This window comes from Pseudomonas sp. B21-054 (genome assembly GCF_026016345.1).
In the GTDB taxonomy this organism is placed as follows: Bacteria; Pseudomonadota; Gammaproteobacteria; order Pseudomonadales; family Pseudomonadaceae; genus Aquipseudomonas.
Genome location: NZ_CP087204.1, coordinates 2,180,587 through 2,206,105 on the forward strand (window position 1 = coordinate 2,180,587; position 25,519 = coordinate 2,206,105).

The following is a 25,519-nucleotide window of genomic DNA, read 5'->3' on the forward strand; positions in this document are numbered from 1 at the left end:
CCAGCAACCGGCGAAAGCTTTGCCGGGCCGCAGGTGCAAGTTCGCAACATTTGTTGTGCAGAGTGCTTCCTTGGCGAAATTGGCGGACTCTTGAAGCCTCATCTCAGGTAGAATGCGCGCCCGGTTTTTGGAGAAGCTCATGACCCTGCTCAAATTCAGCGATGTGTCCCTTGCTTTCGGCGCTATGCCGTTGTTGGACAAGGTGTCCTGGCAGATCGCCCGTGGTGAGCGGGTGTGCATCATCGGCCGCAACGGCACTGGCAAGTCCAGCATGATGAAGCTGGTCAAGGGCGACCAGAAGCCCGATGACGGCTCGGTCTGGCGCGCGCCAGGCCTGAAAATCGGCGAATTGCCCCAGGAACTGCCGGTGGCCGACGAGCGGACCGTGTTCGACGTGGTTGCCGAAGGCCTGGACGGTGTCGGCGCGCTACTGGCCGAGTATCACCACCTGAGCCAGAACATCGTCACCGACGCTGACCTGGACAAGTTGATGCACGTGCAGCACGACCTTGAAGCCCGTGATGGCTGGCGGTTGCAGCAACTCGTCGACAGCACCCTGAGCCGCCTGCAATTGCCGGCCGACAAGACCCTCGCCGAGTTGTCCGGTGGCTGGCGTCGCCGCGTCCTGCTGGCCCAGGCCCTGGTATCCGAGCCGGACCTGCTGTTGCTCGACGAACCGACCAACCACCTGGATATCGGCGCCATCGCCTGGCTTGAAGAGGCCTTGAAGGACTTCCAGGGTGCGGTGCTGTTCATCACCCACGACCGTTCCTTCCTGCAGAACCTGGCGACGCGCATCCTTGAATTGGATCGCGGCGGCCTGATCGATTGGAACGGCGACTACGCCAGCTTCCTGGTGCACAAGGAAGCGGCGCTGGCAGCGGAAGAAACCGCTAACGCGCTGTTCGATAAGAAGCTGGCCCAGGAAGAGGTCTGGATTCGCCAGGGTATCAAGGCCCGTCGCACCCGCAACGAAGGTCGTGTGCGAGCGCTCAAGGCCTTGCGCATGGAGCGCAGTGAGCGTCGCGAGCGCACCGGCAAGGCCAACATTCAGTTGGATACCGCTGACAAGTCCGGCAAGCAGGTGATGGTCCTGGAGAACGTGAGTTTCGCCCACCCTGGCGGCCCGTTCCTGATCAAGGACTTCTCCATGGTGCTGCAGCGTGGCGATCGCATTGGCCTGCTGGGGGCCAACGGTACCGGCAAGACCACCTTGCTCAAGTTGATGCTCGGTGGCCTGGTGCCGACCGCTGGCAAGGTGGAAGAGGGCACGAAGATCGACGTTGCCTACTTCGACCAGCTGCGCCACCAACTGGACCTGGAAAAGACCGTGATCGACAACGTGGCCGAAGGCCGCGACTTTATCGATATCGATGGTCAGAGCCGGCATGTGCTGAGCTACCTGGGTGATTTCCTGTTCAGCCCTCAGCGCGCTCGTACGCCTGTCAAGGCGCTTTCCGGTGGTGAACGTGCTCGTCTGTTGCTGGCCAAGCTGTTCAGCAAGCCAGCGAACCTGCTGGTGCTCGACGAGCCGACCAACGACCTGGACGTGGAAACCCTCGAATTACTGGAAGAGGTGTTGTTGACCTTCAACGGCACCGTGCTGATGGTCAGTCACGACCGGGCATTCCTCGATAACGTGGTCACCAGTACCTTGGTGTTCGAAGGCGAAGGCCTGGTGCGCGAATACGTCGGTGGTTATCAGGACTGGCTGCGCCAGGGCGGCTCGCCGCGCCTGCTGGGCGTGACCGAGAGCAAGTCTGGCAAGGCCGACCTGAATTCGGCGGTGGTCAAGGCCGAGCCTGCCCCGGTTGCCGCCGCAACGGCGCCGGCGAAGAAAAAGCTCAGCTACAAGCTGCAGCGCGAGCTGGAAGCGCTGCCGGGTGATATCGACGCCAAGGAAAAGCAGATCGCAGCGGTGGAAGCCGAAATGGCCGACGCCGGGTTCTACCAGCGGCCTGCCGCTGAAACAGCCAAGGTCATCGCGCAGTTGGAGCAGTTGCAAGCCGAGCTGGATGCACTGGTCGAGCGCTGGGCTGAACTGGACGCGTGATCGACTGTTGAAAAAAATCCCGGGGCTCAGCAATGAGCACCGGGATTTTTATATGGCATGCAGTCCTCTGTGGGAGCGGGCTTGCTCGCGAAAGCGGTGTATCAGTCGAGTTCGATATTGACTGTCACGACGCTTTCGCGAGCAAGCCCGCTCCCACATGGAGTTACGAGCGCTTGACCAGATGCACCGCCAGCACATCGCAAGGCGCGCCATGCAGCACGTCGTTGGCGGTCGAGCCCAGCAGCAATGCCAGGCCATGGCGGCCATGGCTGCCGACGACGATCAGGTCGCAACCCTGCTCCTTGGCCAGGTGATGGATCTCCTGGCGCGGCTGGCCGTAGGTCAGGTGGCAGTTTTCCTTTTTCAGGTCAGGATACTTCACGATCAGTCGGTCAAGGCGTTCCTTGGCTTGATCGAATTGCTGTTGTTGCAACTGGGAAAGGTCCATTGGCACATCACCACCAAAGGCCATGGCCATCGGCTCGACGATATGCACCAGCGACAGCTTGGTGTCTCTGCCGTCGCACAGGGCGCGAGCGCGTTTGACGACGGGATCGCATTCTTCAGTGAGGTCGACGGCGACCAGGACGTGTTCGTAGTACATGGAAAGCACTCCAGAGAATTGCGATACGGTAAGTATGGCTGGTTTCAAGCGCATTGACGGTGACGTGGCTCAATGGGCTCATCAGAATTCGGGAGTACAGATATGACGGTCTGGATAGTGGTGTCAATCCTGTTAGTGGTGTTAAGCCCCTTGGCATGGTTGCGGCCGTCCCGTGTTCAGAGCGGCCGCATGGCCCTGCGCATGGAGGCGCGACGCCTTGGATTGGCCATGCAGCTGGCGCCGCAGGAGTGGCCGCACTGGCTCGGCCAGCAGCCGCCAAACCCCTGTGCCCAGTACCACCGACCCCGGCGCGGCAAGCAGCCGGCTGTCTGGAGCTATTGGCAAAGTGCGCCGGGCGTATGGGTCAACCAATGGCGGGAAGTCTGCCAGGATGAGGCGTTGCTCAATCATTTCGAAAAATTGCCGGCCAACGTCTACAAAGTCGAAGCCGACCGGCAAATGATCGCCCTGTACTGGGGCGAGAAGGGCGAAGCCAGTGTTTTGCAGGACATTACCGACGTGCTCAAGGCGCTGGCCTGAGGCGTAAAAAAGCCCGACAGTCTCATCGGGCGGGTTGGCCAGGCAGGCCGGTAATCAATCTCGTGTCAGGGCGTGCGTTCGCAACGTCCTTCGTTCCCAAATATTCAATCGCGCTCCGACAGCGTAGTCGGCTGGATCCGGTATGTCAGGAATTAGGGCGATTTTTCTAATTATTGATTCTATGAATAGCTGCTCATGCGGCGTCGTGTTGTGGATCCGTATGGTTCGGAAATGACCGTAAAGTCGTGCTCAGCCCTCTGTTTAGGGCGATTGACAATTGTCGGAAATTCCGTGAAGGTGACGTACCCAAATCAAACGGGCGTATGAATTGAGCGTTTGTATTTCAGAATGCTCCTACAGAACCCGACTATCGCGTTGACGGGTGTGCCTGGCGGATTGGCGTAGCATCGACGGTAACGTCAATGCCGAACCAGCAGCCAGCGTCCAACGTGTACTGTTCAGCTTCCATATCGTGGAGATCAGTTGATGATTTACGAAGGTAAAGCCATCACGGTTAAGGCTCTTGAAAGTGGCATTGTCGAACTGAAGTTCGATCTCAAGGGTGAGTCCGTCAACAAGTTCAACCGTCTAACCCTGAATGAATTGCGTCAGGCCGTGGACACTATCAAGGCAGATGCTTCGATCAAGGGTGTGATCGTCAGCAGCGGCAAGGACGTCTTCATCGTCGGCGCCGACATCACCGAATTCGTCGATAACTTCAAGCTGCCCGATGCCGAACTGATCGCTGGCAACCTCGAAGCCAACCGTATTTTCAGCGACTTCGAAGACCTCAACGTACCGACCGTCGCGGCCATCAACGGCATCGCCCTGGGCGGCGGCCTGGAAATGTGCCTGGCGGCGGACTACCGCGTCATGTCCACCGTCGCCAAGATCGGCCTGCCGGAAGTCAAGCTGGGCATCTACCCAGGCTTCGGCGGTACCGTGCGCCTGCCGCGCCTGATCGGTGCCGACAATGCCATCGAATGGATTGCCGCCGGCAAGGAAAACCGTGCTGAAGACGCGCTGAAAGTCGGCGCCGTGGATGCCGTGGTCGAGCCTGGCAAACTCCAGGAAGCGGCCCTTGAAACCATCAAGCGCGCCATCAGTGGCGAGTTTGACTACAAGGCCAAGCGTCAGCCGAAGCTGGAAAAGCTCAAGCTCAACGCGATTGAGCAAATGATGGCCTTCGAGACCGCCAAGGGTTTCGTGGCAGGTCAGGCAGGCCCGAACTACCCGGCGCCGGTCGAAGCAATCAAGACCATCCAGAAAGCCGCGAACTTCGGTCGCGACAAGGCCCTGGAAGTCGAGGCCGCCGGCTTCGTCAAGCTGGCCAAGACCTCGGCTGCGCAAAGCCTGATCGGTCTGTTCCTCAATGACCAGGAGCTGAAGAAAAAGGCCAAGGTCTACGACGAAATCGCCCGTGACGTGAAGCAGGCCGCGGTACTCGGTGCCGGCATCATGGGTGGCGGTATCGCCTACCAATCGGCGTCCAAGGGCACGCCGATCCTGATGAAAGACATCAACGAACACGGTATCGAGCAAGGCCTGGCCGAAGCGGCCAAGCTGCTGGTCGGCCGCGTCGATAAAGGTCGCATGACCGCGGCGAAGATGGCCGAAGTGCTCAACGGCATTCGCCCAACCCTGTCCTACGGCGATTTCGGCCATGTCGACCTGGTGGTCGAAGCGGTTGTCGAGAACCCGAAGGTCAAGCAGGCGGTGCTGGCTGAAGTCGAAGACAAGGTCAAAGAGGACACCATCCTCGCCTCGAACACCTCGACCATCTCCATTTCGCTGCTGGCCAAGGCCCTCAAGCGTCCGGAAAACTTCGTCGGCATGCACTTCTTCAACCCGGTGCACATGATGCCGCTGGTGGAAGTGATCCGTGGCGAGAAGTCCAGCGAACAGGCGATTGCCACTACCGTTGCCTACGCCAAGAAAATGGGCAAGAACCCGATCGTCGTCAACGACTGCCCGGGCTTTCTGGTCAACCGCGTGCTGTTCCCTTACTTCGGCGGTTTCGCCAAGTTGGTCAGCGCTGGCGTGGATTTCGTGCGCATCGACAAGATCATGGAGAAATTCGGCTGGCCAATGGGCCCGGCGTACCTGATGGACGTGGTCGGCATCGACACCGGCCACCACGGTCGCGACGTCATGGCTGAAGGCTTCCCGGACCGCATGAAGGACGACCGTCGTTCGGCTATCGATGTGCTCTACGAAGCCAAGCGCCTGGGCCAGAAGAACGGCAAGGGCTTCTACGCCTATGAGACCGACAAGCGCGGCAAGCAAAAGAAAGTCGCCGATTCGTCGGTGCTGGAAGTGCTCAAGCCGATCATCTACGAGCAGCGTGAAGTCACCGACGAAGACATTATCAACTGGATGATGATCCCGCTGTGCCTCGAAACCGTGCGCTGCCTGGAAGACGGCATTGTCGAAACCGCCGCCGAAGCCGACATGGGTCTGGTCTACGGTATCGGTTTCCCTCCATTCCGTGGCGGTGCGCTGCGTTACATCGATTCGATCGGTGTGGCCGAGTTCGTTGCCCTGGCTGACCAGTACGCTGATCTGGGCGCGCTGTACCACCCGACCGCGAAGCTGCGTGAGATGGCCAAGAACGGCCAGCGTTTCTTCGGTTAAGCGCCCAACGACTAGAGCGAGAGAACATTTATGAGCTTGAATCCTAGAGACGTCGTGATTGTCGACTTCGGTCGTACGCCGATGGGCCGCTCCAAGGGCGGCATGCACCGCAATACCCGCGCCGAAGACATGTCGGCGCACCTGATCAGCAAGCTGCTGGAACGCAACGTCAAGGTCGACCCCAACGAAGTCGAAGACGTGATCTGGGGCTGTGTGAACCAGACCCTGGAGCAGGGCTGGAACATCGCCCGCATGGCTTCGCTGATGACCCAGATTCCCCACACTGCGGCCGGCCAGACCGTCAGCCGCCTGTGCGGTTCGTCCATGAGCGCGCTGCACACCGCCGCCCAGGCGATCATGACGGGCAACGGTGACGTGTTCGTCGTCGGCGGTGTCGAGCACATGGGCCACGTGAGCATGATGCACGGTGTCGATCCGAACCCGCACATGTCGCTGTACGCGGCAAAAGCCTCGGGCATGATGGGCCTGACTGCGGAGATGCTCGGCAAAATGCACGGCATCAGCCGCGAACAGCAGGACGCCTTTGGCGTGCGCTCCCACCAGCTCGCCCACAAGGCGACCGTGGAAGGCAAGTTCAAGGACGAGATCATCCCGATGCAGGGCTACGACGAGAACGGCTTCCTGAAGCTGTTCGACTACGACGAAACCATTCGTCCGGAAACCACCCTGGAAAGCCTGGCGGCCCTCAAGCCGGCCTTCAATCCGAAGGGCGGCACCGTGACAGCCGGTACGTCGTCGCAGATCACCGACGGTGCCTCGTGCATGATCGTGATGTCGGCCCAGCGTGCCCAGGACCTGGGTATCCAGCCGATGGCGGTGATTCGTTCGATGGCCGTGGCGGGTGTGGACCCGGCGATCATGGGCTATGGTCCAGTACCGGCCACGCAGAAAGCCTTGAAGCGTGCAGGCCTGGGTATTGCCGATATCGACTTCTTCGAACTCAACGAAGCTTTCGCCGCACAGGCCCTGCCGGTGCTGAAAGATTTGAAAGTGCTCGACAAGATGAACGAGAAGGTTAACCTGCACGGCGGCGCGATCGCCCTGGGTCATCCGTTCGGTTGCTCCGGTGCGCGTATCTCCGGCACGCTGCTCAACGTCATGAAGCAGAATGGCGGCACCTTTGGTGTGTCGACCATGTGCATTGGCCTCGGCCAGGGCATTGCCACTGTCTTCGAACGCGTCTAAGCGTTACGTCGATGGAAGCCGGGGCCAAGTGCCCCGGTTTTTGTTTTTTCCGGGTTTAGTAGAAAATTTTTGTTTTTATTTTGAAAAGATTTGAGTGAAGGCCAAGACATGCCGATACAACCTGGGCTCTACCAACATTACAAAGGTCCGCAGTACCGCGTATTCAGCATCGCGCGGCATTCCGAGACCGAGGAAGAAGTGGTCTTCTATCAAGCCCTGTATGGTGATTACGGCTTTTGGGTACGTCCCTTGAGCATGTTCCAGGAGTCCGTCGAGGTTGACGGCGAACAGGTGCCACGCTTTGCTTTGGTGCAGGCCGAGGAGAGCATTTTTTCCAGGCCTTGAGGCCAACCTGCGGGTAACCCTGTGCTTGACCTCACCTTGCAGCCACTATATATAGCGGTGCCGCGTCAGGCGCCAACCGCCTTTCACTTTTTAGAATTCAGGAATTTTCTGATCCATGGGCAAATCGCTGGTCATTGTGGAATCCCCGGCTAAGGCCAAGACCATCAACAAGTATCTGGGCAACCAATACGTGGTGAAGTCGAGTATCGGCCATATCCGAGACCTGCCCACCAGCGGTTCGGCTAGCGCCAGCAAGGAGCCAGCCGCCAAGCGCGGCAAGGCTGCGGCTGGTGAAGCGCCGGCGCTGTCGCCGAAAGACAAGGCGCGCAAGCAGCTGGTCTCACGCATGGGGGTCGATCCGGAACACGGCTGGAAAGCCAAGTACGAGATCCTCCCAGGCAAGGAAAAAGTCATCGAAGAGCTGCGCCGGCTAGCCAAGGATGCCGACACCATCTATCTCGCGACGGACTTGGACCGCGAAGGGGAAGCCATTGCCTGGCACCTGCGCGAAGCCATTGGTGGGGATGACAGCCGCTACAAGCGCGTGGTGTTCAACGAAATCACCAAGAAGGCCATCCAGGAAGCCTTCTCCCAGCCAGGCGAGCTGGACATCGATCGGGTCAACGCCCAACAGGCGCGCCGCTTCCTTGACCGCGTGGTGGGCTACATGGTCTCGCCATTGCTGTGGGCCAAGATCGCCCGCGGCCTGTCGGCCGGTCGCGTGCAGTCGGTTGCGGTGAAACTGGTGGTGGAGCGCGAGCGCGAGATCCGCGCGTTCATTCCTGAAGAGTACTGGGAAGTCCACGCCGACCTCGGCACCGCGAAGGGCGCCACCGTGCGCTTCGACGTGGCGCGGGAAAAGGGCGAAGCCTTCAAGCCGCTCAACGAAGCCCAGGCCATGGCTGCGCTGGAAAAGCTCAAGGCTTCCAGCTACAGCATCGTCAAGCGCGAAGACAAGCCGACCAGCAGCAAACCGTCGGCACCGTTCATTACTTCTACCCTGCAACAGGCCGCGAGCAACCGCCTGGGCTTTGGTGTGAAGAAAACCATGATGATGGCCCAGCGTCTGTACGAAGCCGGCTACATCACCTATATGCGTACCGACTCGACCAACCTTTCGGCCGATGCCGTGGCGATGGCGCGCACTTATATAGAAAGCGAGTTCGGCAAGAAATACCTGCCGGAAACGCCAAATGTCTACAGCAGCAAGGAAGGCGCGCAGGAGGCGCACGAAGCGATTCGTCCGTCCGACGCCAACACCGAGCCAAGCAAGTTGTCGGGCATGGAGCGCGATGCCGAGCGTCTCTACGAGCTGATCTGGCGCCAGTTCCTGGCCTGCCAGATGCTGCCGGCGCAATACCTGTCGACCACGGTCAGCGTCGGTGCCGGCGACTTCGAGTTGCGCGCCAAGGGCCGCATCCTGAAGTTCGACGGCTACACCCGCGTCATGCCGCAAATCACCAAGCCTGGGGATGACGACGTCCTGCCGGACATGGCCCAGGGCGACGTGATGAAGCTGATCAAGCTTGATCCGACGCAGCACTTCACCAAACCGCCGGCCCGTTATTCGGAAGCCAGCCTGGTCAAGGAAATGGAAAAACGTGGCATCGGTCGCCCTTCGACCTACGCGGCGATCATTTCCACCATCCAGGATCGCGGCTACGTGGCGCTGCACAACCGTCGTTTCTATTCGGAAAAGATGGGTGACATTGTTACTGAGCGTTTGTCCGAGAGCTTCTCGAACCTGATGGACTACGGTTTCACCGCCGGCATGGAAGAGAACCTCGACGATGTGGCCCAGGGTGAGCGGGACTGGAAAAACGTCCTCGACGAGTTCTACGGCGACTTCAAGAAAAAACTCGAAGTGGCCGAAAGCCCGGACAACGGCATGCGGGCCAACCAGCCGGTCATGACCGATATTCCGTGCCTGACCTGCGGGCGCCCGATGCAAATCCGCACCGCCTCGACCGGTGTCTTCCTCGGCTGCTCGGGCTACAGCCTGCCACCCAAGGAACGCTGCAAGGCGACGGTCAACCTGGTGCCGGGCGATGAAATCGCAGCCGACGACGAGGGCGAATCGGAATCTCTGGTATTGCGTGGCAAGCATCGCTGCCCGATCTGCAGCACGGCAATGGATGCCTACCTGCTGGATGAAAAGCGCAAGTTGCACATCTGCGGTAACAACCCGGATTGCGCCGGTTACGAGATCGAAGAGGGCACCTATCGCATCAAGGGCTACGAAGGCCCGAGCCTGGAATGCGACAAGTGCGGCAGTGAGATGCAGCTCAAGACCGGGCGTTTCGGCAAGTTCTTCGGTTGCACTAACCCAACCTGCAAGAACACCCGCAAACTGCTCAAGAGCGGTGATGCGGCGCCGCCGAAGATGGACCCGGTGAAGATGCCGGAGCTCAAGTGCGAGAAGGTCAATGACACCTACATCTTGCGCGACGGTGCTTCCGGTCTGTTTCTGGCGGCCAGTCAGTTCCCGAAAAACCGCGAGACCCGTGCACCGCTGGTGATGGAAATCCTGCCGCATAAGAGCGAGATCGATCCGAAGTACCATTTCCTCTGTGAAGCACCGCAAAAAGATCCAGAAGGGCGCCCGGCGGTGATTCGCTACAGCCGCAAGACCAAGGAGCAGTACGTGCAGACCGAAGTCGACGGCAAGCCTACCGGCTGGAAGGCGTACTACGATGGCGGTAAATGGACCGTTGAAGACAAGCGCTGATCGCCAGGGCTTGTCTGGAGGGCGGGGTTGAGGCTCTTGTGGCGAGGGAGCTTGCTCCCGCTGGCGGCGCAGCCACCCTCTACAATCGCTAAATCCGCATAGACCTAACAAAAAGGCCGCATGACAACCCATAGGTTTTCATGCGGCCTTTTGTTTTTGGCTTGCAGTGGCCTCGGTTGATCCACGACACTGTCGTCCTTGCGTGAAGCTTTTATTTCGTTGGGGAGAATGCCGCCATGGCCCACGAACTCTACACCCGCACCAATCAGAAAATTTATTTCGCCGGCCTGTCGCTCGAAGCGCTCGCCAGGGCGGAGGACGGGCGTGCGATGAATTCCCCGGCGCTGATCCAGGCAGGGCGTGAGTCCGCGCTATTTCACCTGTACGGTGCGTTGTTGGGGTTGTGCCATGAAATCGCCGGTTTCTATCGCCTGCCACAAGCGAATGCGCCCCGGGCCGAACTGCTGTTGACCCGCGAAGTGCTGGATACCATTGCCATCCCGGAGTTGGCCGAGATGGTGGAGCTGGCCCATAACCCGGAAACCTGGCTGGCCCAGCTGTTGGCCGCCCACGCGGCGCTGTTCCAGCCTCCACGGGCTCCTCGCAAGCCCAAGGGGGACGTGACTCAACCGTTGATCGTTGCGGTCAACCTGGACGAGCAGGAGCCCGAGCAGGAACTGAGCCAGGAGGAGCTGGAGAGCTGGCGCCAGAGCTTGAAAAGCCTGGCGATCCGCTTTCGCGAAGGTTTGAACGAATGCTGAATTTTCCTTCAGTCCGCTCTGTTTGTTGATAACGCTTGGTCAAGATCCCGAGCGAAGCCTGGCCGATGACTATATAATCCTCGCCTTTCGTGGAGAACAGACTTTTATGCCTACGTCGTTTCTAGAAATTGTCGAACTTCCTGATGGCCGCATCGAGCTGCGCAGGGCTGAGGACGAAGGTTCTCTGGTGACCCTGAACTTCTCCGAAGATGCCAAGGTATTCCTTCAAGGCCAACACGTCGAAGTCGCGAAGGCGATGCTGAGTGTGGGCGTTCAGATGGCGGGTCGCCTGGTTGAAGGCGAATTCAACAAGGAAGAGGGGCCGCGGGTTCTTCATTGATTCCGTCGGTCGGTTTCTTCGGAAGATAGTATGACTGGCCGGCTTCTCTGCCCTGGAGAAGCCCTGCGTTTGTTTAGCCCAATCGAATATTCAGGCTTTGTGCGTCCCCGGTGCGGGCGGCGCTGATCAATTGTTGCCGCGCGGTCGCGGTCAAAGGATTGAGCCAGCTGACCACCGTATGACTGCGGCCCAGACGCAAGGCTTCACAAGTCAGTTGTTGGGCGCTTTGGGTGCCTCTTGGTTGCAGCAGCAGGATGCGCTCACGGTTCAGGCCGGCATCCCGCAGCCAGGCCTGGGTCACGCTGGCGGGTGGTGCAATCAGTGTCAACCAGCGAGCGTCCTGGTCCTGGCTGAGCTCTCGCAGAATCGGCGCCAGCAGGTTCAGGCAGTTCCCGGCCGCACCACGTAACGACAGTTCGCTGAAGGCCTCGGGTTCGACGCCCCAGGGTGACTCGATCACTTCTTTCAGGACTGGAACCAGCGGTTGGGCCATGAACGCCTCGAACAGCGGAAGTTGTGTGTGCTGTGGTGTGTGTGGGAACTGCATAAAGCCTCCTTTAGCGGCGAATGACGCCAACACTCAAGCCTTCGATGACCAGGTCCTGATCTTTCAGGTTCACTTCGATAGGGGCGAACTCGGGGTTCTCGGCGATCAGCCAGACCTTGCTGCCGTCGCGCTTGAAGCGCTTGACGGTGACTTCATCACCAATTCGCGCCACCACGATCTGGCCGTTGCGAGCCTCGCGAGTGGTGTGGACCGCCAGCAGGTCGCCGTCGAAGATGCCGATGTCCTTCATGCTCATGCCATGCACGCGAAGCAGATAATCAGCCCGTGGATGAAAGAATGAAGGATTGATGTTGCATGACTCCTCGACGTGCTGCTGGGCGAGGATCGGGGCGCCTGCTGCTACCCGGCCGATGATCGGAAGGGTGGTCTCGTCGGCCTTGGCTTCGAAGCCAGGAATACGAATGCCACGGGACGCGCCCGGGGTCATTTCGATTGCGCCCTTGCGGGCCAGCGCCTTAAGGTGTTCTTCGGCCGCGTTGGGCGACTTGAAACCCAGTTCCTGTGCGATTTCCGCGCGGGTCGGCGGGTAGCCGTTGTCTTCGAGGCAGCGTTTGATGAAGGCCAGAATCTCTGCTTGGCGTGGCGTCAGCTTTAGCATAATGATCGCTCTGTCTTTTTATACAGTGACTGGGATTATATACAGTGGACGCTGCTTGGCAATCCTCCTTTTTTCTCTGGCCGCTCGACGGTCGGTCGGCTGCTGGAAACGGGCATGACTACAGCCTGTTTAAAGGTGTGGTTAAATAGCTGACCGGGCGTTCGCAAAACGTCCCGGCAGGCTTGACAACCCCAAGGCTGAAACGTATGTTTCAAACAAGTGTTTGTCAGGCGGAGTAGCCATGGCCCAGTCGGAAACCGTTGAACGCATTCTCGATGCTGCCGAGCAGTTGTTCGCGGAAAAAGGTTTCGCCGAAACCTCGTTGCGTCTGATCACCAGCAAGGCCGGGGTCAACCTGGCGGCGGTGAATTATCACTTCGGTTCGAAAAAAGCCCTGATCCAGGCGGTTTTTTCGCGCTTCCTCGGGCCTTTCTGCCTCAGCCTCGATCGCGAGCTGGAGCGCCGCCAGGCCAAGCCTGACGTCAAGCCTACCCTGGAAGAGTTGCTGGAAATGCTGGTCGAGCAAGCGCTTGCCGTGCAGCCACGCAGCGGTAACGATCTTTCCATTTTCATGCGCCTGCTGGGCTTGGCATTCAGCCAGAGCCAGGGCCACTTGCGGCGTTACCTGGAAGACATGTACGGCAAGGTGTTTCGCCGCTACATGCTGCTGGTCAATGAGGCCGCGCCGCGTATTCCCCCGATCGAGCTGTTCTGGCGCGTGCACTTCATGCTCGGCGCCGCTGCGTTCAGCATGTCCGGTATCAAGGCGCTGCGGGCCATTGCAGAGACCGATTTCGGTGTGAACACTTCGATTGAGCAAGTGATGCGCCTGATGGTGCCGTTCCTGGCTGCCGGCATGCGTGCCGAAAGCGGTGTCACTGATGAGGCCATGGCGGCCGCGCAGTTGCGTCCGCGCAGCAAATCAGCCCCGGCGCTTGCCAAGGCTTGAGCACACGGGTGGGCGCGGCTGCCCACATCCGCTAAGCTAGCCGCCCATGCCGACTCTCGTTTCGAACCCGCTTTGTATTTCATTGCATAACCGCGGCCTGCCGAGCCTGGAGCTCGGCGGCGCGGTTGTGCATGTGGGGTTCATCGTTATTAAGGAAAAGCTATGACTGCTGGCCTGCAAGGCTCGTTGATGGTGGACGTCGCCGGTACCTGGCTGACGGCCGAAGATCGCCACCTGCTGCGCCAACCCGAAGTGGGCGGCCTGATTATATTTGCGCGCAACATTGAGCATCCACGGCAAGTGCGCGAGTTGAGCGCCTCGATCCGCGCCATCCGTTCCGACCTTTTGCTGGCGGTCGATCAGGAAGGGGGGCGAGTGCAGCGCTTGCGCCAGGGGTTTGTGCGTTTGCCGGCGATGCGGGCAATTGCTGACAATCCGAATGCAGAATACCTGGCCGAGCAGTGCGGCTGGATCATGGCCACGGAAGTGCTGGCGGTCGGCCTCGACTTGAGCTTTGCACCGGTGCTGGACCTCGATTACCAGCGCAGCGCGGTGGTGGGCAGCCGCGCCTTCGAGGGTGACCCCGAGCGTGCGGCGGTGTTGGCCGGTGCATTCATTCGTGGCATGAACGCCGCCGGAATGGCCGCAACCGGCAAGCATTTTCCTGGGCATGGCTGGGCTGAGGCTGATTCCCACGTGGCCATTCCCAATGATGAGCGCAGCCTCGAGCAGATCCGCGCCAACGACCTGGTGCCGTTTGCCAAGCTGAGCAAGCAACTGGCGGCGGTCATGCCCGCCCATGTCATTTATCCGCAGGTTGATGCCAATCCGGCGGGCTTTTCCCGGCGCTGGTTGCAGGAGATCCTGCGAGGTGAGCTGCAATTCGATGGCGTGATTTTCAGCGACGATTTGTCGATGGCCGGCGCCCACGTGGTCGGTGATGCGGCCAGTCGGATTGAGGCCGCCTTGTCGGCCGGTTGCGACATGGGCCTGGTGTGCAATGACCGCGCTGCCGCTGAACTGGCCCTGAGCGCCGCCCAGCGCTTGAAGGTCAAGCCATCGGCGCGCATCGCCCGCATGCGCGGCCAGGCGTTCGCCTCCACTGAATACCGTCAGGATCCCCGTTGGCTGACGGCGATCGGCGCGCTGAAAGCCGCCCAACTGATCGATTAAGGACCCCTTTTATGACCGTTTACGCAATTATCGGCGGCACTGGCCTGACCCAGCTCGAAGGCCTGACGATTCGTCAGTCTCTGGCGGTGGATACACCCTATGGCGCGCCATCGGCCGAGGTGCAGATCGGCGACTACGCCGGGCGCGAAGTGCTGTTTCTGGCTCGCCATGGTCATCCCCATCGTTTTCCGCCCCATCAGGTGAACTATCGCGCCAATCTCTGGGCCCTCAAGCAGGCCGGCGCTGAGGCGATCCTGGCGGTCAACGCGGTGGGCGGGATTCATGCAGGGATGGGGACCGGGCATTTCTGCGTTCCCCATCAGTTGATCGATTACACCAGCGGCCGCCAGCACACCTATTTTGCCGATGACCTGGAAGCGGTTACCCACATCGATTTCAGCTACCCCTACAGCGAGTCGCTGCGCCAGCAACTGATCGCGGCCCTCGCCGCCGAAGGGTGTGGCTATAGCAGTCACGGCGTGTATGCCTGCACCCAGGGACCACGCCTGGAAACGGTGGCCGAAATCGCCCGCCTGGAGCGCGACGGTTGCGACATCGTCGGCATGACCGGCATGCCGGAAGCGGCGCTGGCTCGCGAATTGGAGCTGGATTACGCCTGCCTGGCGCTGGTGGTGAATCCCGCGGCGGGCAAGTCCACGGCGGTGATCACCATGGCCGAGATCGAGCAGGCGTTGCATGACGGGATGGGGAAGGTGAAGTCGACGTTGGCGCGGGTGTTGATGGCTGGCTAGCTGCACGGACAGCGTTTACGGTTAGGGTGGTTGGACGAGGAGTGGCTGCTGGAGCTCCAGATCATCAACGCAGGGCCCTCGGCAGCTCCTTGTTTTCATTATCTGACTCTTATTAAGTTCTGATCCTATGATTAAGTCGATTGCCGAACTCCTGGAGATTGAATGGGGGGAAATGTTCAATCAGCGATACCTTGAGCGCGCATTTGACTACGCCGAGGATGATCGGGTGCGGATACTGGAAATTGATGATCGAACCGTTCGTGCCGAATGCAAGGGCTCCGGTGCGAATCTCTACCAGCAAGTTATCGAACTGATTATTCATCGCGACGATTACGAGGTTGATTTCCAGTGCTCTTGCCCGGTCGGCGCCGGTTGCAAGCACTGCGCAGCGGTGATGTTTCACTTGATGGAAGATGAGCAAGCGCTAGAGGCTTGCGTTGCCGAAGGGCGCTTGAGCACCGAACTCGAAACCTGGATCGAGCGCATTCCAGGCCAAAGTTCCAACCCGGCGCCCGTCGAAAAAAGTACCGATGCCAGGCTTTTCTACAAGCTCAATAAAAGCACGTCTTCCGGTAAGTGGATGCTGCAACTTTTCAAGGGGCGTCAGCTCAATGATGGTTCTCTGCGGGATTTAAAAGGGTTTTACCAACTTGCAGACATGCTGATTCGCTCGCCGAATTACATGACTGATATCGATAGGCAGATCGGTCGACTACTGATCAGCGGTCATGACTTCCGCGGTCAGGCGAACAGTTATCCGCTGCAAGGTCGTAGTGGCGGCGACGTGCTTGCGCTCGCACTGCAATCTTCTCGCTTGTTCTTCGATTTTGATCCGCCGCAACCCATCATCGCCGGCCCGCAAAAAACCGTTCAGTTCTCTTGGGCGGAACAGCCTAATGGCAACTACCGGCCTCAGTGGCAAAGTACCGATCAGGTACTGGAACATATCCTCGCCCTTGAGCCCCTCCATTATCTGGATGTCTGGCGCGGGGAGCTTGGCCAGCTTTCTTATGAGCTGGACGATAGACTCGCATGCCATTTATCCGCTGCACCAGAGGTGCCGGCTAGACATGCGGTACTTTTCAGTCACCGGATCAACGCTGTCGGCCGAGCGATCCCGACCCCGGAAAAACTGACTGAACGCATCATCGACGGTGTCGAGCCGAAGGCGCTGTTGACGTTGGGAAGTTATGTCAATTATCGGCACTGGCGATCCGTTCCAGAACATCGCGCGGCGTTGACCTTTATTTATGATGGGCATGTTGTGGACGCTAAGAGTCCCGCTGAGGTGTCGATCCTGTCCGGGGTCGAAACCTTGCGTATCCAGCGCAAGCCTGATGCCGAGCAAGCTTTACGCACCGTTCTACGTAAAGCAGGTTTCAAAAGGACCGCTCGCAAGAGCCTTGCACTGCCAGAAAGTGCAGGTGAGTTGTTCCAATTGCCTGACGAGGCGGCCTGGTTGGTGTTCATTGATCAAGGCCTGGCGCAATTGCGAGCCGCTCATTGGCAAGTTGAAATCGAAGACAGCTTTCATTTCAATCTGCAACCCGTGGAGCAGCTTTACGCTGACATCGAGGAGTCCCCCGGCCGGGAGTGGTTCGATTTACAGCTGGGCATCGTCGTGGATGGGAAACGGCACAGCCTGCTGCCGATTTTGCTCCATCTGCTTCGCTCAAACCCCGAGATGATGGATCCGGTCAATCTCGACCAGCGCAGTGACGAGCAGTTGATGTTGATCGATCTCAACGGCGGAAAACTCGTGGCGGGCCCTGGCGTGAAGGTCGCGTTGCCGTATGGGCGGGTCAAGCCGTTGATGGCCACCCTCGGCGAGCTGTACATGAAGGAACATCGGGGCGACTCGATACGCTTGAATGCCTTTGATGCGGCCAGGCTAAATGCGCTCGATGGTATTCCCCTGGCTTGGCAGGGGGGCGAGCGGTTGCGTGCTTTTGCAAAACGATTGCATGAGTCCACTCATGTGCATGTCCCCGCCCCCAAGGGCCTCAACGCTGTGCTGCGACCCTATCAGCTCGAAGGGCTTAACTGGATGCAGACCCTGCGTGAGCTCGAAGTCGGCGGCATCCTGGGCGATGACATGGGCCTGGGTAAAACCTTGCAGACCTTGACTCACCTGTTGTGCGAGAAGCAAGCCGGACGCCTGGATGTTCCGGCGCTGGCCGTCATGCCCACCAGCCTGATTCCCAACTGGCTCGACGAAGCGGCACGCTTCACGCCGCAGCTCAACGTGATAGCGCTTCATGGCGCTGCCCGGCAAAAAGACTTCGCCTGCCTTGCCCAATACGATCTGGTCTTGACGACGTATGCTTTGTTGCCGCGAGATTTGGAGGTGTTAAAGCCCCAAGCCTGGAGTGTACTGATTCTTGATGAAGCGCAGAACATCAAGAACCCTGCCAGCAAGGCTGCGCAAGCCGCCCGCGAGCTCAACGCCCGGCAGCGGCTGTGCCTGTCCGGTACCCCCATGGAAAACCACCTGGGCGAATTGTGGTCGCTGTTCCATTTCCTGTTGCCCGGCTGGTTGGGGGATAGCAAAAGCTTCAACCGGGACTACCGGACCCCAATTGAAAAACAGGGTAACAGCGAGCGAATGCGGCACCTGACGGCCCGGATAAGACCTTTTCTGCTACGACGTAAAAAGGAACAGGTTGCCACCGAACTGCCACCCAAGACCGAAATCGTGCATTGGGTCGACCTCACTGACGGGCAGCGGGATGTCTATGAAGCCGTGCGCGTAGCCATGGACAAGAAAGTGCGCGACGAAATTGCCCGTAGTGGTGTGGCCCGCAGCCAGATCATCATCCTTGATGCATTGCTAAAATTGCGTCAGGTCTGCTGCGACTTGCGGCTGCTCAACACCACGCAGACCGTCAAAGCGCTGCGTTCCGGTAGCGCAAAGTTGGCCAGTTTGATGGAGATGCTTGAAGAGCTGCTGAGTGAAGGGCGCAGGATTTTGCTGTTTTCCCAGTTCACCTCGATGCTGGCCCTGATTGAAGATGAGCTGCAAAAGCGTAGCCTTGACTATGCGTTATTGACGGGCTCCACCACGGATCGCCGCACTCCGGTGAGGGATTTTCAAAGTGGCAAGGTGTCGTTGTTTCTGATCAGCCTGAAGGCGGGCGGTACGGGGCTCAATCTGACCGCCGCCGACACGGTGATCCATTTTGATCCGTGGTGGAATCCTGCGGTGGAAAACCAGGCGACCGACCGGGCTTACCGGATTGGGCAAAACAACCCGGTGTTCGTTTACAAGCTGATTGCCCGAGGCACGGTGGAAGAAAAGATCCAGGCCCTTCAGCAGGATAAGGCTGCGTTGGTCGGCAGTGTACTTGACGGTGGAGCGACGGGCGGGTGGAAGCTTGAGCAGAGCGATATCGAAGCGCTGTTTGCGCCGTTGCCCAAGACCTGATTCACCCACGCATCGATATAGTTGTTGCTTGATAGTCGGCTATCGCGCGCAAGCTCGGTTCCCACAGGGGGCGGTGTGAGTCAGCGCTTCTCCAACTTATCCGGTAGCGGCGCAAACAGAGCCTCGATATCGTCGCTCTGCAGTTTCCAGTCTCCGGCCACGCGCCCATCCAGCACGCCGGCCGCCAGATCGGACTTTTCCTTCTGCAGCAGCTGAATTTTCTCTTCCACCGTGCCCCGGGCAATCAGTTTGTAGACGAACACCGGCTTTTCCTGGCCGATGCGGTAGGCACGGTCGGTCGCCTGGTTTTCGGTGGCCGGGTTCCACCACGGGTCGTAGTGAATCACGGTGTCGGCCTCGGTCAGGTTCAGGCCCACACCACCGGCCTTCAGGCTGATCAGAAAGATCTGACGCTTGCCACTCTGGAATTCCTTGACGGGCGTGCGACGGTCCCGGGTCTGGCCGGTCAGGATGGCGTAATCGACGCCGCGCTTCTTCAGCTCCTCTTCAATCAGCGCCAACATGGACGTGAACTGGGAAAACAGCAGCACCCGACGGCCTTCTTCAAACAACTCTTCGAGCATTTCCATCAGGCTGTCGAGCTTGCCTGAGGTACTGCCGCGGGCGGGGAGGGTGGCGTCGTTGATCAGGCGTAAGTCGCAACACACCTGGCGGAGCTTGAGCAGTGCCTCGAGAATGATGATCTGGCTGCGGGCCACGCCTTTGCGGGTGATCTCATCGCGGACTTTCTTGTCCATGGCCAGGCGCATGGTTTCGTAAACGTCGCGCTGGGCATCGCTGAGTTCGACCCAATGGATGATCTCGGTCTTGGGTGGCAGCTCCGTCGCCACTTGTTCCTTGGTCCTGCGCAGCAGGAAGGGTTTTATCCGGCCGTTGAGGTGTTGCAGTCGTACGTCGCTGCCGCGCTTTTCAATCGGTACACGGTAATCGCGGTTGAAACTCTTGACGTCCCCGAGCCAGCCCGGCAGCAGGAAGTGGAACAGCGACCACAGTTCGCCCAGGTGGTTTTCCAAGGGCGTACCGGACAGGCACAGCCGCTGCCGGGCGTTGAGTTCGCGGGCGGCCTGGGCGGCTTTGCTGGTGGGGTTCTTGATGTACTGGGCTTCGTCGAGGATCAGCACGTGCAACGGCTGCACCGCCAAGCGCTCGACATCCTTGGGCAGCAGCGCATAGGTGGTGAGGACCAGGTCGTATTCGGCCAGTCGTTCGAAATGCTTCTTGCGCCCGGCGCCGTACAGGGCCAGTACCTTGAGCTGTGGCGTGAAGTGGGCCGCTTCGTCGAGCCAGTTGGGTATCAGGCTGGTGGGCATGACCACCATGCACGGCCGATCGAGGCGCCCGGCATTTTTTTCGCTGAGAATGTGCGCCAGGGTCTGTAGGGTTTTGCCTAGGCCCATGTCGTCCGCGAGGATGCCGCCGACTTCCAGCTGTCGCAGCGATTGCATCCAGCTCAAGCCTTCGAGTTGATAAGGCCGCAGTGTTGCGTTCAGGCCGTCTGGCGCGGTGGCGGTGTAATCCTTGATGTCCCGCAGGCGTTGGGCCAGGCCGCGAATGTGCTCGCCACCTTCCCAGGTCAGGGGCATGTCTTGCAGCGGGTTCAGGCGCAAGGCGTCCGCGCTGTTGAGGCGCAGTTTGGTGGTGCCCGGCTCTTGCAGGTAAAACTCGCCCAGGGTCGCCAGCACCGGTTTCAGGCGGCCGTAGGGCAGGGCCACTTGCTGCGGGCCGAACTCAGAGTTCGGACGGTTGGGCAAGTTGACCAGGATGAGCTCATCGTCACGGCGCCTGGCCAGGCGTTCCGGGTTGAACAATTCGATGTGCGAACGCATCAGGTTCAGCAGGATCGGCAGCAGGCTCAGACGCTCGCCATTGACGATGATTCCCAGCTCCAGGTCGAACCAGTCCCGTTCCGGCGTTTCCTCGACCGTGGCGTACCATTCGTCCACGGCCGTCAGGTCGAAGCCGAAATCCTCATCGATCTGTAACTCCCAGCCCTGATCACGCAGTTTTGGCAGGTCGTTGAGGGTGAACGTCAGCCAGGCACTGTCATTGACCATTTCGTACAGCTCGCCGGCACTTTCCGGCAGGGCTTTGCTTTGCCGGGTCGCGACCTTGAAACCGAGGATGCGTAGCTGTTCGCGGTAGGACTGTTCCACATCGGTATGACGTTTTATCCGCAACGTCTGTGTTTCCTGGCGAATCAGCACGTCAGTGTTGCGCTGGCCGCTGACGTATTCGTCCAGATAACTGAAGGACAGCGCGGCACGGTGTTGGATGTAACGTTGCATCTTGCCGTTGCGCGGCTCGAAGGCGCTAAACTCGATACTGGCCAGCCACAGGCGTGGCATCGGCTGCACGTTGTCCACCAGCACTTGCGGCGGGGCCTTGGGGCTGCGGTTGTCCAGCACCGCCTGGAGTTTCTCCAGCAACTGCGCGTCTTTCTCGGCGGCCGGATACGCCAGGGTTTCCTGGACTTGCAGCAATACCGCCGCACAGTGCTTGCAGTTGATGCGCACCGGGCAGGTACAAGCCGCCTCGAGCAGAATCAACGCGCCCTTGGCTGACTCTTTAAGGCGAATGGTCTGACGGTAGACGTTGCCGCCAGAACCTTCGCAACTGGCGGTGATGGTGCTGTCGCCGGCCTCGACAATCCTGACGCGGTTTTCCAGCGCATAACGGCGCCCGCGCTCCAGGCTCTGTTCCTTGAATCGATTGACCCAGGAAGGTGCCAGGGGTTTGCTCAGGGGCGAGGGCATAGGCGCGCCAATCAGTCCGGAATGACTTCAGGTGCCTGCCGTGGCGCGGGCGCGGTCAGCGAGGTGATCTTGATCAGCAGGCCGAGGTGGCCGTTATCGAGGAAATTCAGTTGGCCATTCTTGGTATGGCTCTGCTGTTTGAGGCGCTCGCTGGCAGTGACCAGGCCATTGGCGTCGATCTGGTTGATCCAGAAATCGGCATCCACGTCGGTGAAACGGCCCAGTTTCAGTTCCAGGGTGCCCTCGATGGGGAATTGCCCAAACTGTTCGGCACCGTCGCTGATGGCGACTTTGCGGCCCTGTTCACCGAGGGTCTGCTGCCAGGCCTTGTGCATCAATACCGTGTATTGGCCGCTGGTGGTGAGTTTCTCGACGATGTTGCCCATGGCCGGCGTGCGCTGGCTGTCCGCGCCCAGGCGTTGCGCGCCGGCGTCCCAGTCTTCCGGCGCGGCGCGGCTGACAATCGCCGGCTCGGCGTTCTGGCGGACCAGAATCATTTCAACCTGATACAGGTCGTCGGCAAACGCCAGGGGAGCGACCAGGGTCAACAGCAAGGTCAGTGAGCGAAACAGGCGCATGTGGCGTCCTTCAAGCAGTGGTCGGAGTGAGGCGCTCGAACAGCGCTTCTACGGTATTGAAACGCTCTTCCGCGCGTTCCATGGGCACCATGAATTTGAACATCGTGGCACCTTCGAACTTGTAGCGTTTGGGCTGGCCCTGGATCAGTTTGATCAACACCAGCGGATCGACCGGGGTCTGGGCCTCGAACTCGATACGACCGCCGTTGGGGCCGCCGTCGACTTTCTTGATGCCCAGTTGTTCGGCCTTGAGCTTGAGCAGCGTCGTGCGCACCAGGTTCTTGGTCGGCTCCGGCAGCAGGCCGAAGCGGTCGATCATTTCCACTTGCAGGTCCTTGAGGCCGTCTTCGTCGCTGGCCGAGGCGATGCGTTTGTAGAGAATCAGTCGCGCGTGGACATCCGGCAGGTAGTCTTCCGGGATCAGCGCCGGCACCCGCAGGTTGATTTCCGGCCCGCCGCCCAGGGGCTGGTCGAGGTTCGGCTGCTCGCCCTTGCGGATCGACTTGACGGCCCGTTCGAGCATTTCCATGTACAGGGTGAAGCCGACGGCCTGGATCTGGCCGCTCTGGCCGTCGCCGAGCAATTCGCCGGCACCACGTATTTCCAGGTCATTAGTGGCCAGCACGAACCCGGCGCCGAGGTCCTGGGTATTGGCGATGGCTTCCAGGCGCTTTTCCGCATCCGGGGTGATCTGCTGGCGCGGTGGCGTCAACAGATAGGCATAGGCCTGGTGGTGGCTACGACCGACCCGGCCGCGCAACTGGTGCAGTTGGGCCAGGCCGAATTTGTCGGCGCGCTCGATGATGATGGTGTTGGCGCTCGGTACGTCGATGCCGGTCTCGATGATGGTCGAGGCGATCAGCACGTTGAAGCGCTTGTGGTAGAAGTCGCTCATGACCTGTTCGAGTTCACGTTCGCGCATCTGCCCGTGGCCGATGCCAATGCGGGCCTCCGGCACCAGTTCGGCCAGGTCGGCGGCGCATTTTTCGATGGTCTTCACGTCGTTGTGCAGGTAGTAGACCTGACCGCCACGCAGCAGCTCGCGCAGCAAGGCTTCCTTGATCGTGCTTTTGTTCTGCTCCATGACGAACGTGCGCACCGACAGGCGCCGGGCCGGCGGCGTGGCGATGATCGACAGGTCGCGCATGCCCGACACCGCCATGTTCAGCGTGCGCGGGATGGGCGTCGCGGTCAGGGTCAGGATATCGACTTCGCTGCGCAGGGCCTTGAGCTGTTCTTTCTGGCGCACACCAAAGCGGTGTTCTTCGTCGATGATCACCAACCCCAGGTTTTTGATCTTCACGTCGTCCTGCAGCAGTTTGTGCGTACCGATGACGATGTCGATCTTGCCCTCGGCCAGGTCGGCCACGGCGGCGTTCACTTCCTTGGTGGACTTGAAGCGGCTCATCACTTCCACGGTCACCGGCCAGTCGGCGAAACGGTCACGGAAACTGTTGTAGTGCTGCTGGGCGAGCAGGGTGGTCGGCACCAGGATCGCGACCTGCTTGCCACCGTGCACGGCAATGAACGCGGCGCGCATTGCCACTTCGGTCTTACCGAAGCCCACGTCGCCGCACACCAGCCGGTCCATCGGCTTGGGCGCGAGCATGTCGGCGCGCACGGCTTCGATGGTGGTCTGTTGGTCGACGGTTTCTTCGAAGGGGAAACCGGCGCTGAAGGTTTCGTAATCGGCTTTCGGATCGGCGAAGGCGTAGCCCTCGCGGGCGGCGCGACGGGCGTAAATGTCCAGCAGTTCGGCGGCCACATCGCGCACTTGTTCGGCGGCTTTGCGCTTGGCTTTCTGCCAGGTTTCCGAGCCCAGGCGATGCAGCGGGGCCAGGGCGTCGTCGCTGCCGGTGTAGCGGGCGATCAGGTGCAGGTTCGCCACCGGCACGTAGAGCTTGGCGCCCTCGGCGTATTCCAGGGTCAGGAACTCGGCGGCCTGATTGTCGATTTCCAGGGTCGCCAGGCCCAGGTAGCGGCCCACGCCGTGGTCGATATGCACCACGGGCGCGCCTTCGCGCAGCTCGGTGAGGTTCTTGATGACCGCGTCGTTGGCGGCGTCGGCGCGTTTCTCGCGACGGCGGCGCTGCATGACGCGTTGGCCGAACAGCGGGCTTTCCGCCACCAGGGCAAGGGCCGGATCATCCAGGACGAGGCCGTCGTTCAGTGGCGCGATGGTAATCGCCAGGCGATCCTTGCCCGCGACGAAGCCCGGCCAGCTGTCGACTGTCTTGGGTCGCAGCTTCAGACGTTCGAGCAGCTCCAACAGCACTTCGCGACGCCCCGCGGATTCAGCGGTGAACAGGACGCGACCGGGGAACGCGTCGAGGAAGCCGGCAAGTGCCGCCAAGGGTTGCGTGGCCTTGGCTTCGATCGCCAGGTCCGGCAGTGCCCTGGCCGGAAAGCGCTCACGGCCGACGCCGGTTTCCACGTCCTGCTGGCTCGCCACCACCCGTGGCCAACTCTTGAGGCGGGCAAAGCAGTCTTCCACCGGCAGGAACAACTCGGCGGGTGGCAATAAAGGACGGGCAGGATCGACGCGACGCTCTTCGTAGCGATTGCGCACGTCGTTCCAGAAATTTTCTGCGGCCTGTTCAATGCCCGGCAGGGAAAACACCTGGGTGTCCTGGGGCAGGTAATCGAACAGGGTGGCGGTTTCTTCGAAAAACAGCGGCAGGTAGTACTCGATACCGGCGGGGGTAATCCCGCTGCTCAGGTCCTGGAAGATCGGGCAGCGGCGGAAATCCACATCGAAGCGCTCGCGAAAGCGCGCCTTGAAGCGGGTCACGGCGTCTTTTTGCAGCGGGAATTCCTTGGCCGGCAACAGGCGGATCGACTGCACTTTGTCGATGGAGCGCTGGTTGTCCGGGTCGAAGGTGCGCAGGGTCTCGATTTCGTCATCGAACAGGTCGATGCGATAGGGCAGTTTGCTGCCCATCGGGAACAGGTCGATCAGGGCGCCGCGTACGGCGAACTCGCCATGCTCGTACACCGTGTCGACGCAGCGATAGCCACTGGCTTCCAGGCGGCTGCGCATTTGCTCGACGTCGAGCTTCTGGCCGATGTCCAGTACCAGGCTGCTACCGAGCAGGAACTGGGTCGGAGCCAGGCGATGTAGGGCTGTGGTGATCGGCACTACCAAAACGCCATGACTGAGCTCCGGCAACCGATAAAGGCTGGCGATTCGCTGGGAAATGATGTCCTGGTGGGGCGAAAACAGATCGTAGGGCAAGGTTTCCCAGTCCGGGAAATGCAGCACGGGCAAGTCCGGGGCGAAGAAACTCAGCTCCTGTTCCAGCCGTTCAGCGCTTTGGCTGTCGGCGGTCAGTAGCAGGGTGAAACGCTTTGCAGCGCTGGCAGCCTCGGCGATGGCCAGGCTCAGGGCGGCACCGGGCAGGTTGCCCCAGTGCTGTTTACCTGCCGCGGCAGGGAGTAGCGGAAGACGCAGAACGGGCACGGAAGGTTGAGCTCCAGCGTTGCGACAAAGTC

At 60.1% G+C, this 25,519-nt stretch carries 18 protein-coding genes; 12 read left to right on the top strand and 6 right to left on the bottom strand.

Annotated features, from left to right (window positions below):
* The first annotated feature begins 139 nt into the window (after positions 1-139).
* On the top strand, positions 140-2,053 hold the full coding sequence (locus LOY70_RS09675) for an ATP-binding cassette domain-containing protein (protein ID WP_265035826.1): 1,914 nt from the start codon (positions 140-142) through the stop codon (positions 2,051-2,053).
* Between the two features lie 163 nt (positions 2,054-2,216).
* Here the strand turns inward: LOY70_RS09675 and LOY70_RS09680 are convergent, their stop codons facing one another.
* Positions 2,217-2,657 (bottom strand): universal stress protein, encoded by a 441-nt coding sequence (locus LOY70_RS09680; protein ID WP_123341963.1) that lies wholly within the window; start codon positions 2,655-2,657, stop codon positions 2,217-2,219.
* Positions 2,658-2,759: 102 nt separating this feature from the next.
* Here LOY70_RS09680 and LOY70_RS09685 point away from each other — a divergent pair, with 102 nt between their 5' ends.
* The 7 genes from LOY70_RS09685 (at position 2,760) to LOY70_RS09715 (ending at position 11,211) form a co-directional block, all read left to right on the top strand.
* Positions 2,760-3,197 (top strand): hypothetical protein, encoded by a 438-nt coding sequence (locus LOY70_RS09685; RefSeq protein ID WP_123341962.1) that lies wholly within the window; start codon positions 2,760-2,762, stop codon positions 3,195-3,197.
* A gap of 486 nt (positions 3,198-3,683) precedes the next feature.
* The gene (gene fadB / locus LOY70_RS09690; protein WP_265035830.1) at positions 3,684-5,831 is read left to right on the top strand and encodes a fatty acid oxidation complex subunit alpha FadB; all 2,148 of its coding nucleotides are present in this window, start codon (positions 3,684-3,686) and stop codon (positions 5,829-5,831) included.
* Positions 5,832-5,861: 30 nt separating this feature from the next.
* The gene (fadA, locus tag LOY70_RS09695; RefSeq protein WP_060738412.1) at positions 5,862-7,037 is read left to right on the top strand and encodes an acetyl-CoA C-acyltransferase FadA; all 1,176 of its coding nucleotides are present in this window, start codon (positions 5,862-5,864) and stop codon (positions 7,035-7,037) included.
* 108 nt (positions 7,038-7,145) lie between these two features.
* Positions 7,146-7,382: a DUF1653 domain-containing protein gene (locus LOY70_RS09700; protein WP_072389007.1), complete on the top strand. Its 237-nt coding sequence runs from the start codon at positions 7,146-7,148 to the stop codon at positions 7,380-7,382.
* A gap of 115 nt (positions 7,383-7,497) precedes the next feature.
* The gene (gene topA / locus LOY70_RS09705; RefSeq protein ID WP_123341960.1) at positions 7,498-10,110 is read left to right on the top strand and encodes a type I DNA topoisomerase; all 2,613 of its coding nucleotides are present in this window, start codon (positions 7,498-7,500) and stop codon (positions 10,108-10,110) included.
* A gap of 236 nt (positions 10,111-10,346) precedes the next feature.
* A complete protein-coding gene (locus LOY70_RS09710; RefSeq protein ID WP_265035836.1) occupies positions 10,347-10,871 on the top strand; it encodes a DUF6586 family protein in 525 nt (174 codons plus the stop codon).
* A 106-nt stretch (positions 10,872-10,977) separates the two neighbouring features.
* A complete protein-coding gene (locus tag LOY70_RS09715) occupies positions 10,978-11,211 on the top strand; it encodes a hypothetical protein (RefSeq protein WP_003183419.1) in 234 nt (77 codons plus the stop codon).
* A gap of 73 nt (positions 11,212-11,284) precedes the next feature.
* Here the strand turns inward: LOY70_RS09715 and sulA are convergent, their stop codons facing one another.
* Positions 11,285-11,758, bottom strand: coding sequence for an SOS-induced cell division inhibitor SulA (gene sulA / locus LOY70_RS09720; RefSeq protein ID WP_003199648.1), 474 nt, complete (start codon positions 11,756-11,758; stop codon positions 11,285-11,287).
* 10 nt (positions 11,759-11,768) lie between these two features.
* A complete protein-coding gene (gene lexA, locus LOY70_RS09725; RefSeq protein WP_003199651.1) occupies positions 11,769-12,377 on the bottom strand; it encodes a transcriptional repressor LexA in 609 nt (202 codons plus the stop codon).
* A gap of 241 nt (positions 12,378-12,618) precedes the next feature.
* On the opposite strand from lexA, the gene LOY70_RS09730 reads away from it, so the two are divergent.
* The 4 genes from LOY70_RS09730 to LOY70_RS09745 all read left to right on the top strand — a co-directional run bounded on the left by LOY70_RS09730 (position 12,619) and on the right by LOY70_RS09745 (position 18,675).
* On the top strand, positions 12,619-13,326 hold the full coding sequence (locus tag LOY70_RS09730; protein ID WP_025212751.1) for a TetR/AcrR family transcriptional regulator: 708 nt from the start codon (positions 12,619-12,621) through the stop codon (positions 13,324-13,326).
* Positions 13,327-13,500: 174 nt separating this feature from the next.
* Entirely contained in the window at positions 13,501-14,499 is a 999-nt protein-coding gene (gene nagZ / locus LOY70_RS09735) for a beta-N-acetylhexosaminidase (protein ID WP_265038004.1), read from the top strand.
* An 11-nt stretch (positions 14,500-14,510) separates the two neighbouring features.
* Positions 14,511-15,251: an S-methyl-5'-thioinosine phosphorylase gene (locus LOY70_RS09740; protein ID WP_265035842.1), complete on the top strand. Its 741-nt coding sequence runs from the start codon at positions 14,511-14,513 to the stop codon at positions 15,249-15,251.
* 127 nt (positions 15,252-15,378) lie between these two features.
* On the top strand, positions 15,379-18,675 hold the full coding sequence (locus tag LOY70_RS09745) for a DEAD/DEAH box helicase (protein ID WP_265035844.1): 3,297 nt from the start codon (positions 15,379-15,381) through the stop codon (positions 18,673-18,675).
* An 80-nt stretch (positions 18,676-18,755) separates the two neighbouring features.
* Here LOY70_RS09745 and LOY70_RS09750 read toward each other — a convergent pair whose 3' ends face one another.
* From LOY70_RS09750 to mfd, 3 genes are read right to left on the bottom strand one after another with little or no spacing between them, the layout of a single operon-like run.
* Complete coding sequence (locus tag LOY70_RS09750) at positions 18,756-21,449, bottom strand: DEAD/DEAH box helicase (protein ID WP_265035846.1); 2,694 nt, start codon at positions 21,447-21,449, stop codon at positions 18,756-18,758.
* 11 nt (positions 21,450-21,460) lie between these two features.
* Positions 21,461-22,027 carry a peptidoglycan binding protein CsiV gene (locus LOY70_RS09755; RefSeq protein ID WP_265035847.1) on the bottom strand — a complete coding sequence of 189 codons (567 nt, stop codon included), beginning with the start codon at positions 22,025-22,027 and terminating at the stop codon, positions 21,461-21,463.
* A gap of 10 nt (positions 22,028-22,037) precedes the next feature.
* Positions 22,038-25,487: a transcription-repair coupling factor gene (gene mfd / locus LOY70_RS09760; protein WP_265035849.1), complete on the bottom strand. Its 3,450-nt coding sequence runs from the start codon at positions 25,485-25,487 to the stop codon at positions 22,038-22,040.
* Positions 25,488-25,519: the final 32 nt, after the last annotated feature.

What these genes read in the sequence shown, in the direction of transcription:
- LOY70_RS09675 (WP_265035826.1), top strand. Translation starts at nt 140, where the DNA reads ATGACCCTGCTCAAATTCAGCGATGTGTCCCTTGCTTTCGGCGCTATG.
- LOY70_RS09680 (WP_123341963.1), bottom strand. Translation starts at nt 2,657, where the DNA reads ATGTACTACGAACACGTCCTGGTCGCCGTCGACCTCACTGAAGAATGC.
- LOY70_RS09685 (WP_123341962.1), top strand. Translation starts at nt 2,760, where the DNA reads ATGACGGTCTGGATAGTGGTGTCAATCCTGTTAGTGGTGTTAAGCCCC.
- fadB (WP_265035830.1), top strand. Translation starts at nt 3,684, where the DNA reads ATGATTTACGAAGGTAAAGCCATCACGGTTAAGGCTCTTGAAAGTGGC.
- fadA (WP_060738412.1), top strand. Translation starts at nt 5,862, where the DNA reads ATGAGCTTGAATCCTAGAGACGTCGTGATTGTCGACTTCGGTCGTACG.
- LOY70_RS09700 (WP_072389007.1), top strand. Translation starts at nt 7,146, where the DNA reads ATGCCGATACAACCTGGGCTCTACCAACATTACAAAGGTCCGCAGTAC.
- topA (WP_123341960.1), top strand. Translation starts at nt 7,498, where the DNA reads ATGGGCAAATCGCTGGTCATTGTGGAATCCCCGGCTAAGGCCAAGACC.
- LOY70_RS09710 (WP_265035836.1), top strand. Translation starts at nt 10,347, where the DNA reads ATGGCCCACGAACTCTACACCCGCACCAATCAGAAAATTTATTTCGCC.
- LOY70_RS09715 (WP_003183419.1), top strand. Translation starts at nt 10,978, where the DNA reads ATGCCTACGTCGTTTCTAGAAATTGTCGAACTTCCTGATGGCCGCATC.
- sulA (WP_003199648.1), bottom strand. Translation starts at nt 11,758, where the DNA reads ATGCAGTTCCCACACACACCACAGCACACACAACTTCCGCTGTTCGAG.
- lexA (WP_003199651.1), bottom strand. Translation starts at nt 12,377, where the DNA reads ATGCTAAAGCTGACGCCACGCCAAGCAGAGATTCTGGCCTTCATCAAA.
- LOY70_RS09730 (WP_025212751.1), top strand. Translation starts at nt 12,619, where the DNA reads ATGGCCCAGTCGGAAACCGTTGAACGCATTCTCGATGCTGCCGAGCAG.
- LOY70_RS09740 (WP_265035842.1), top strand. Translation starts at nt 14,511, where the DNA reads ATGACCGTTTACGCAATTATCGGCGGCACTGGCCTGACCCAGCTCGAA.
- LOY70_RS09745 (WP_265035844.1), top strand. Translation starts at nt 15,379, where the DNA reads ATGATTAAGTCGATTGCCGAACTCCTGGAGATTGAATGGGGGGAAATG.
- LOY70_RS09750 (WP_265035846.1), bottom strand. Translation starts at nt 21,449, where the DNA reads ATGCCCTCGCCCCTGAGCAAACCCCTGGCACCTTCCTGGGTCAATCGA.
- LOY70_RS09755 (WP_265035847.1), bottom strand. Translation starts at nt 22,027, where the DNA reads ATGCGCCTGTTTCGCTCACTGACCTTGCTGTTGACCCTGGTCGCTCCC.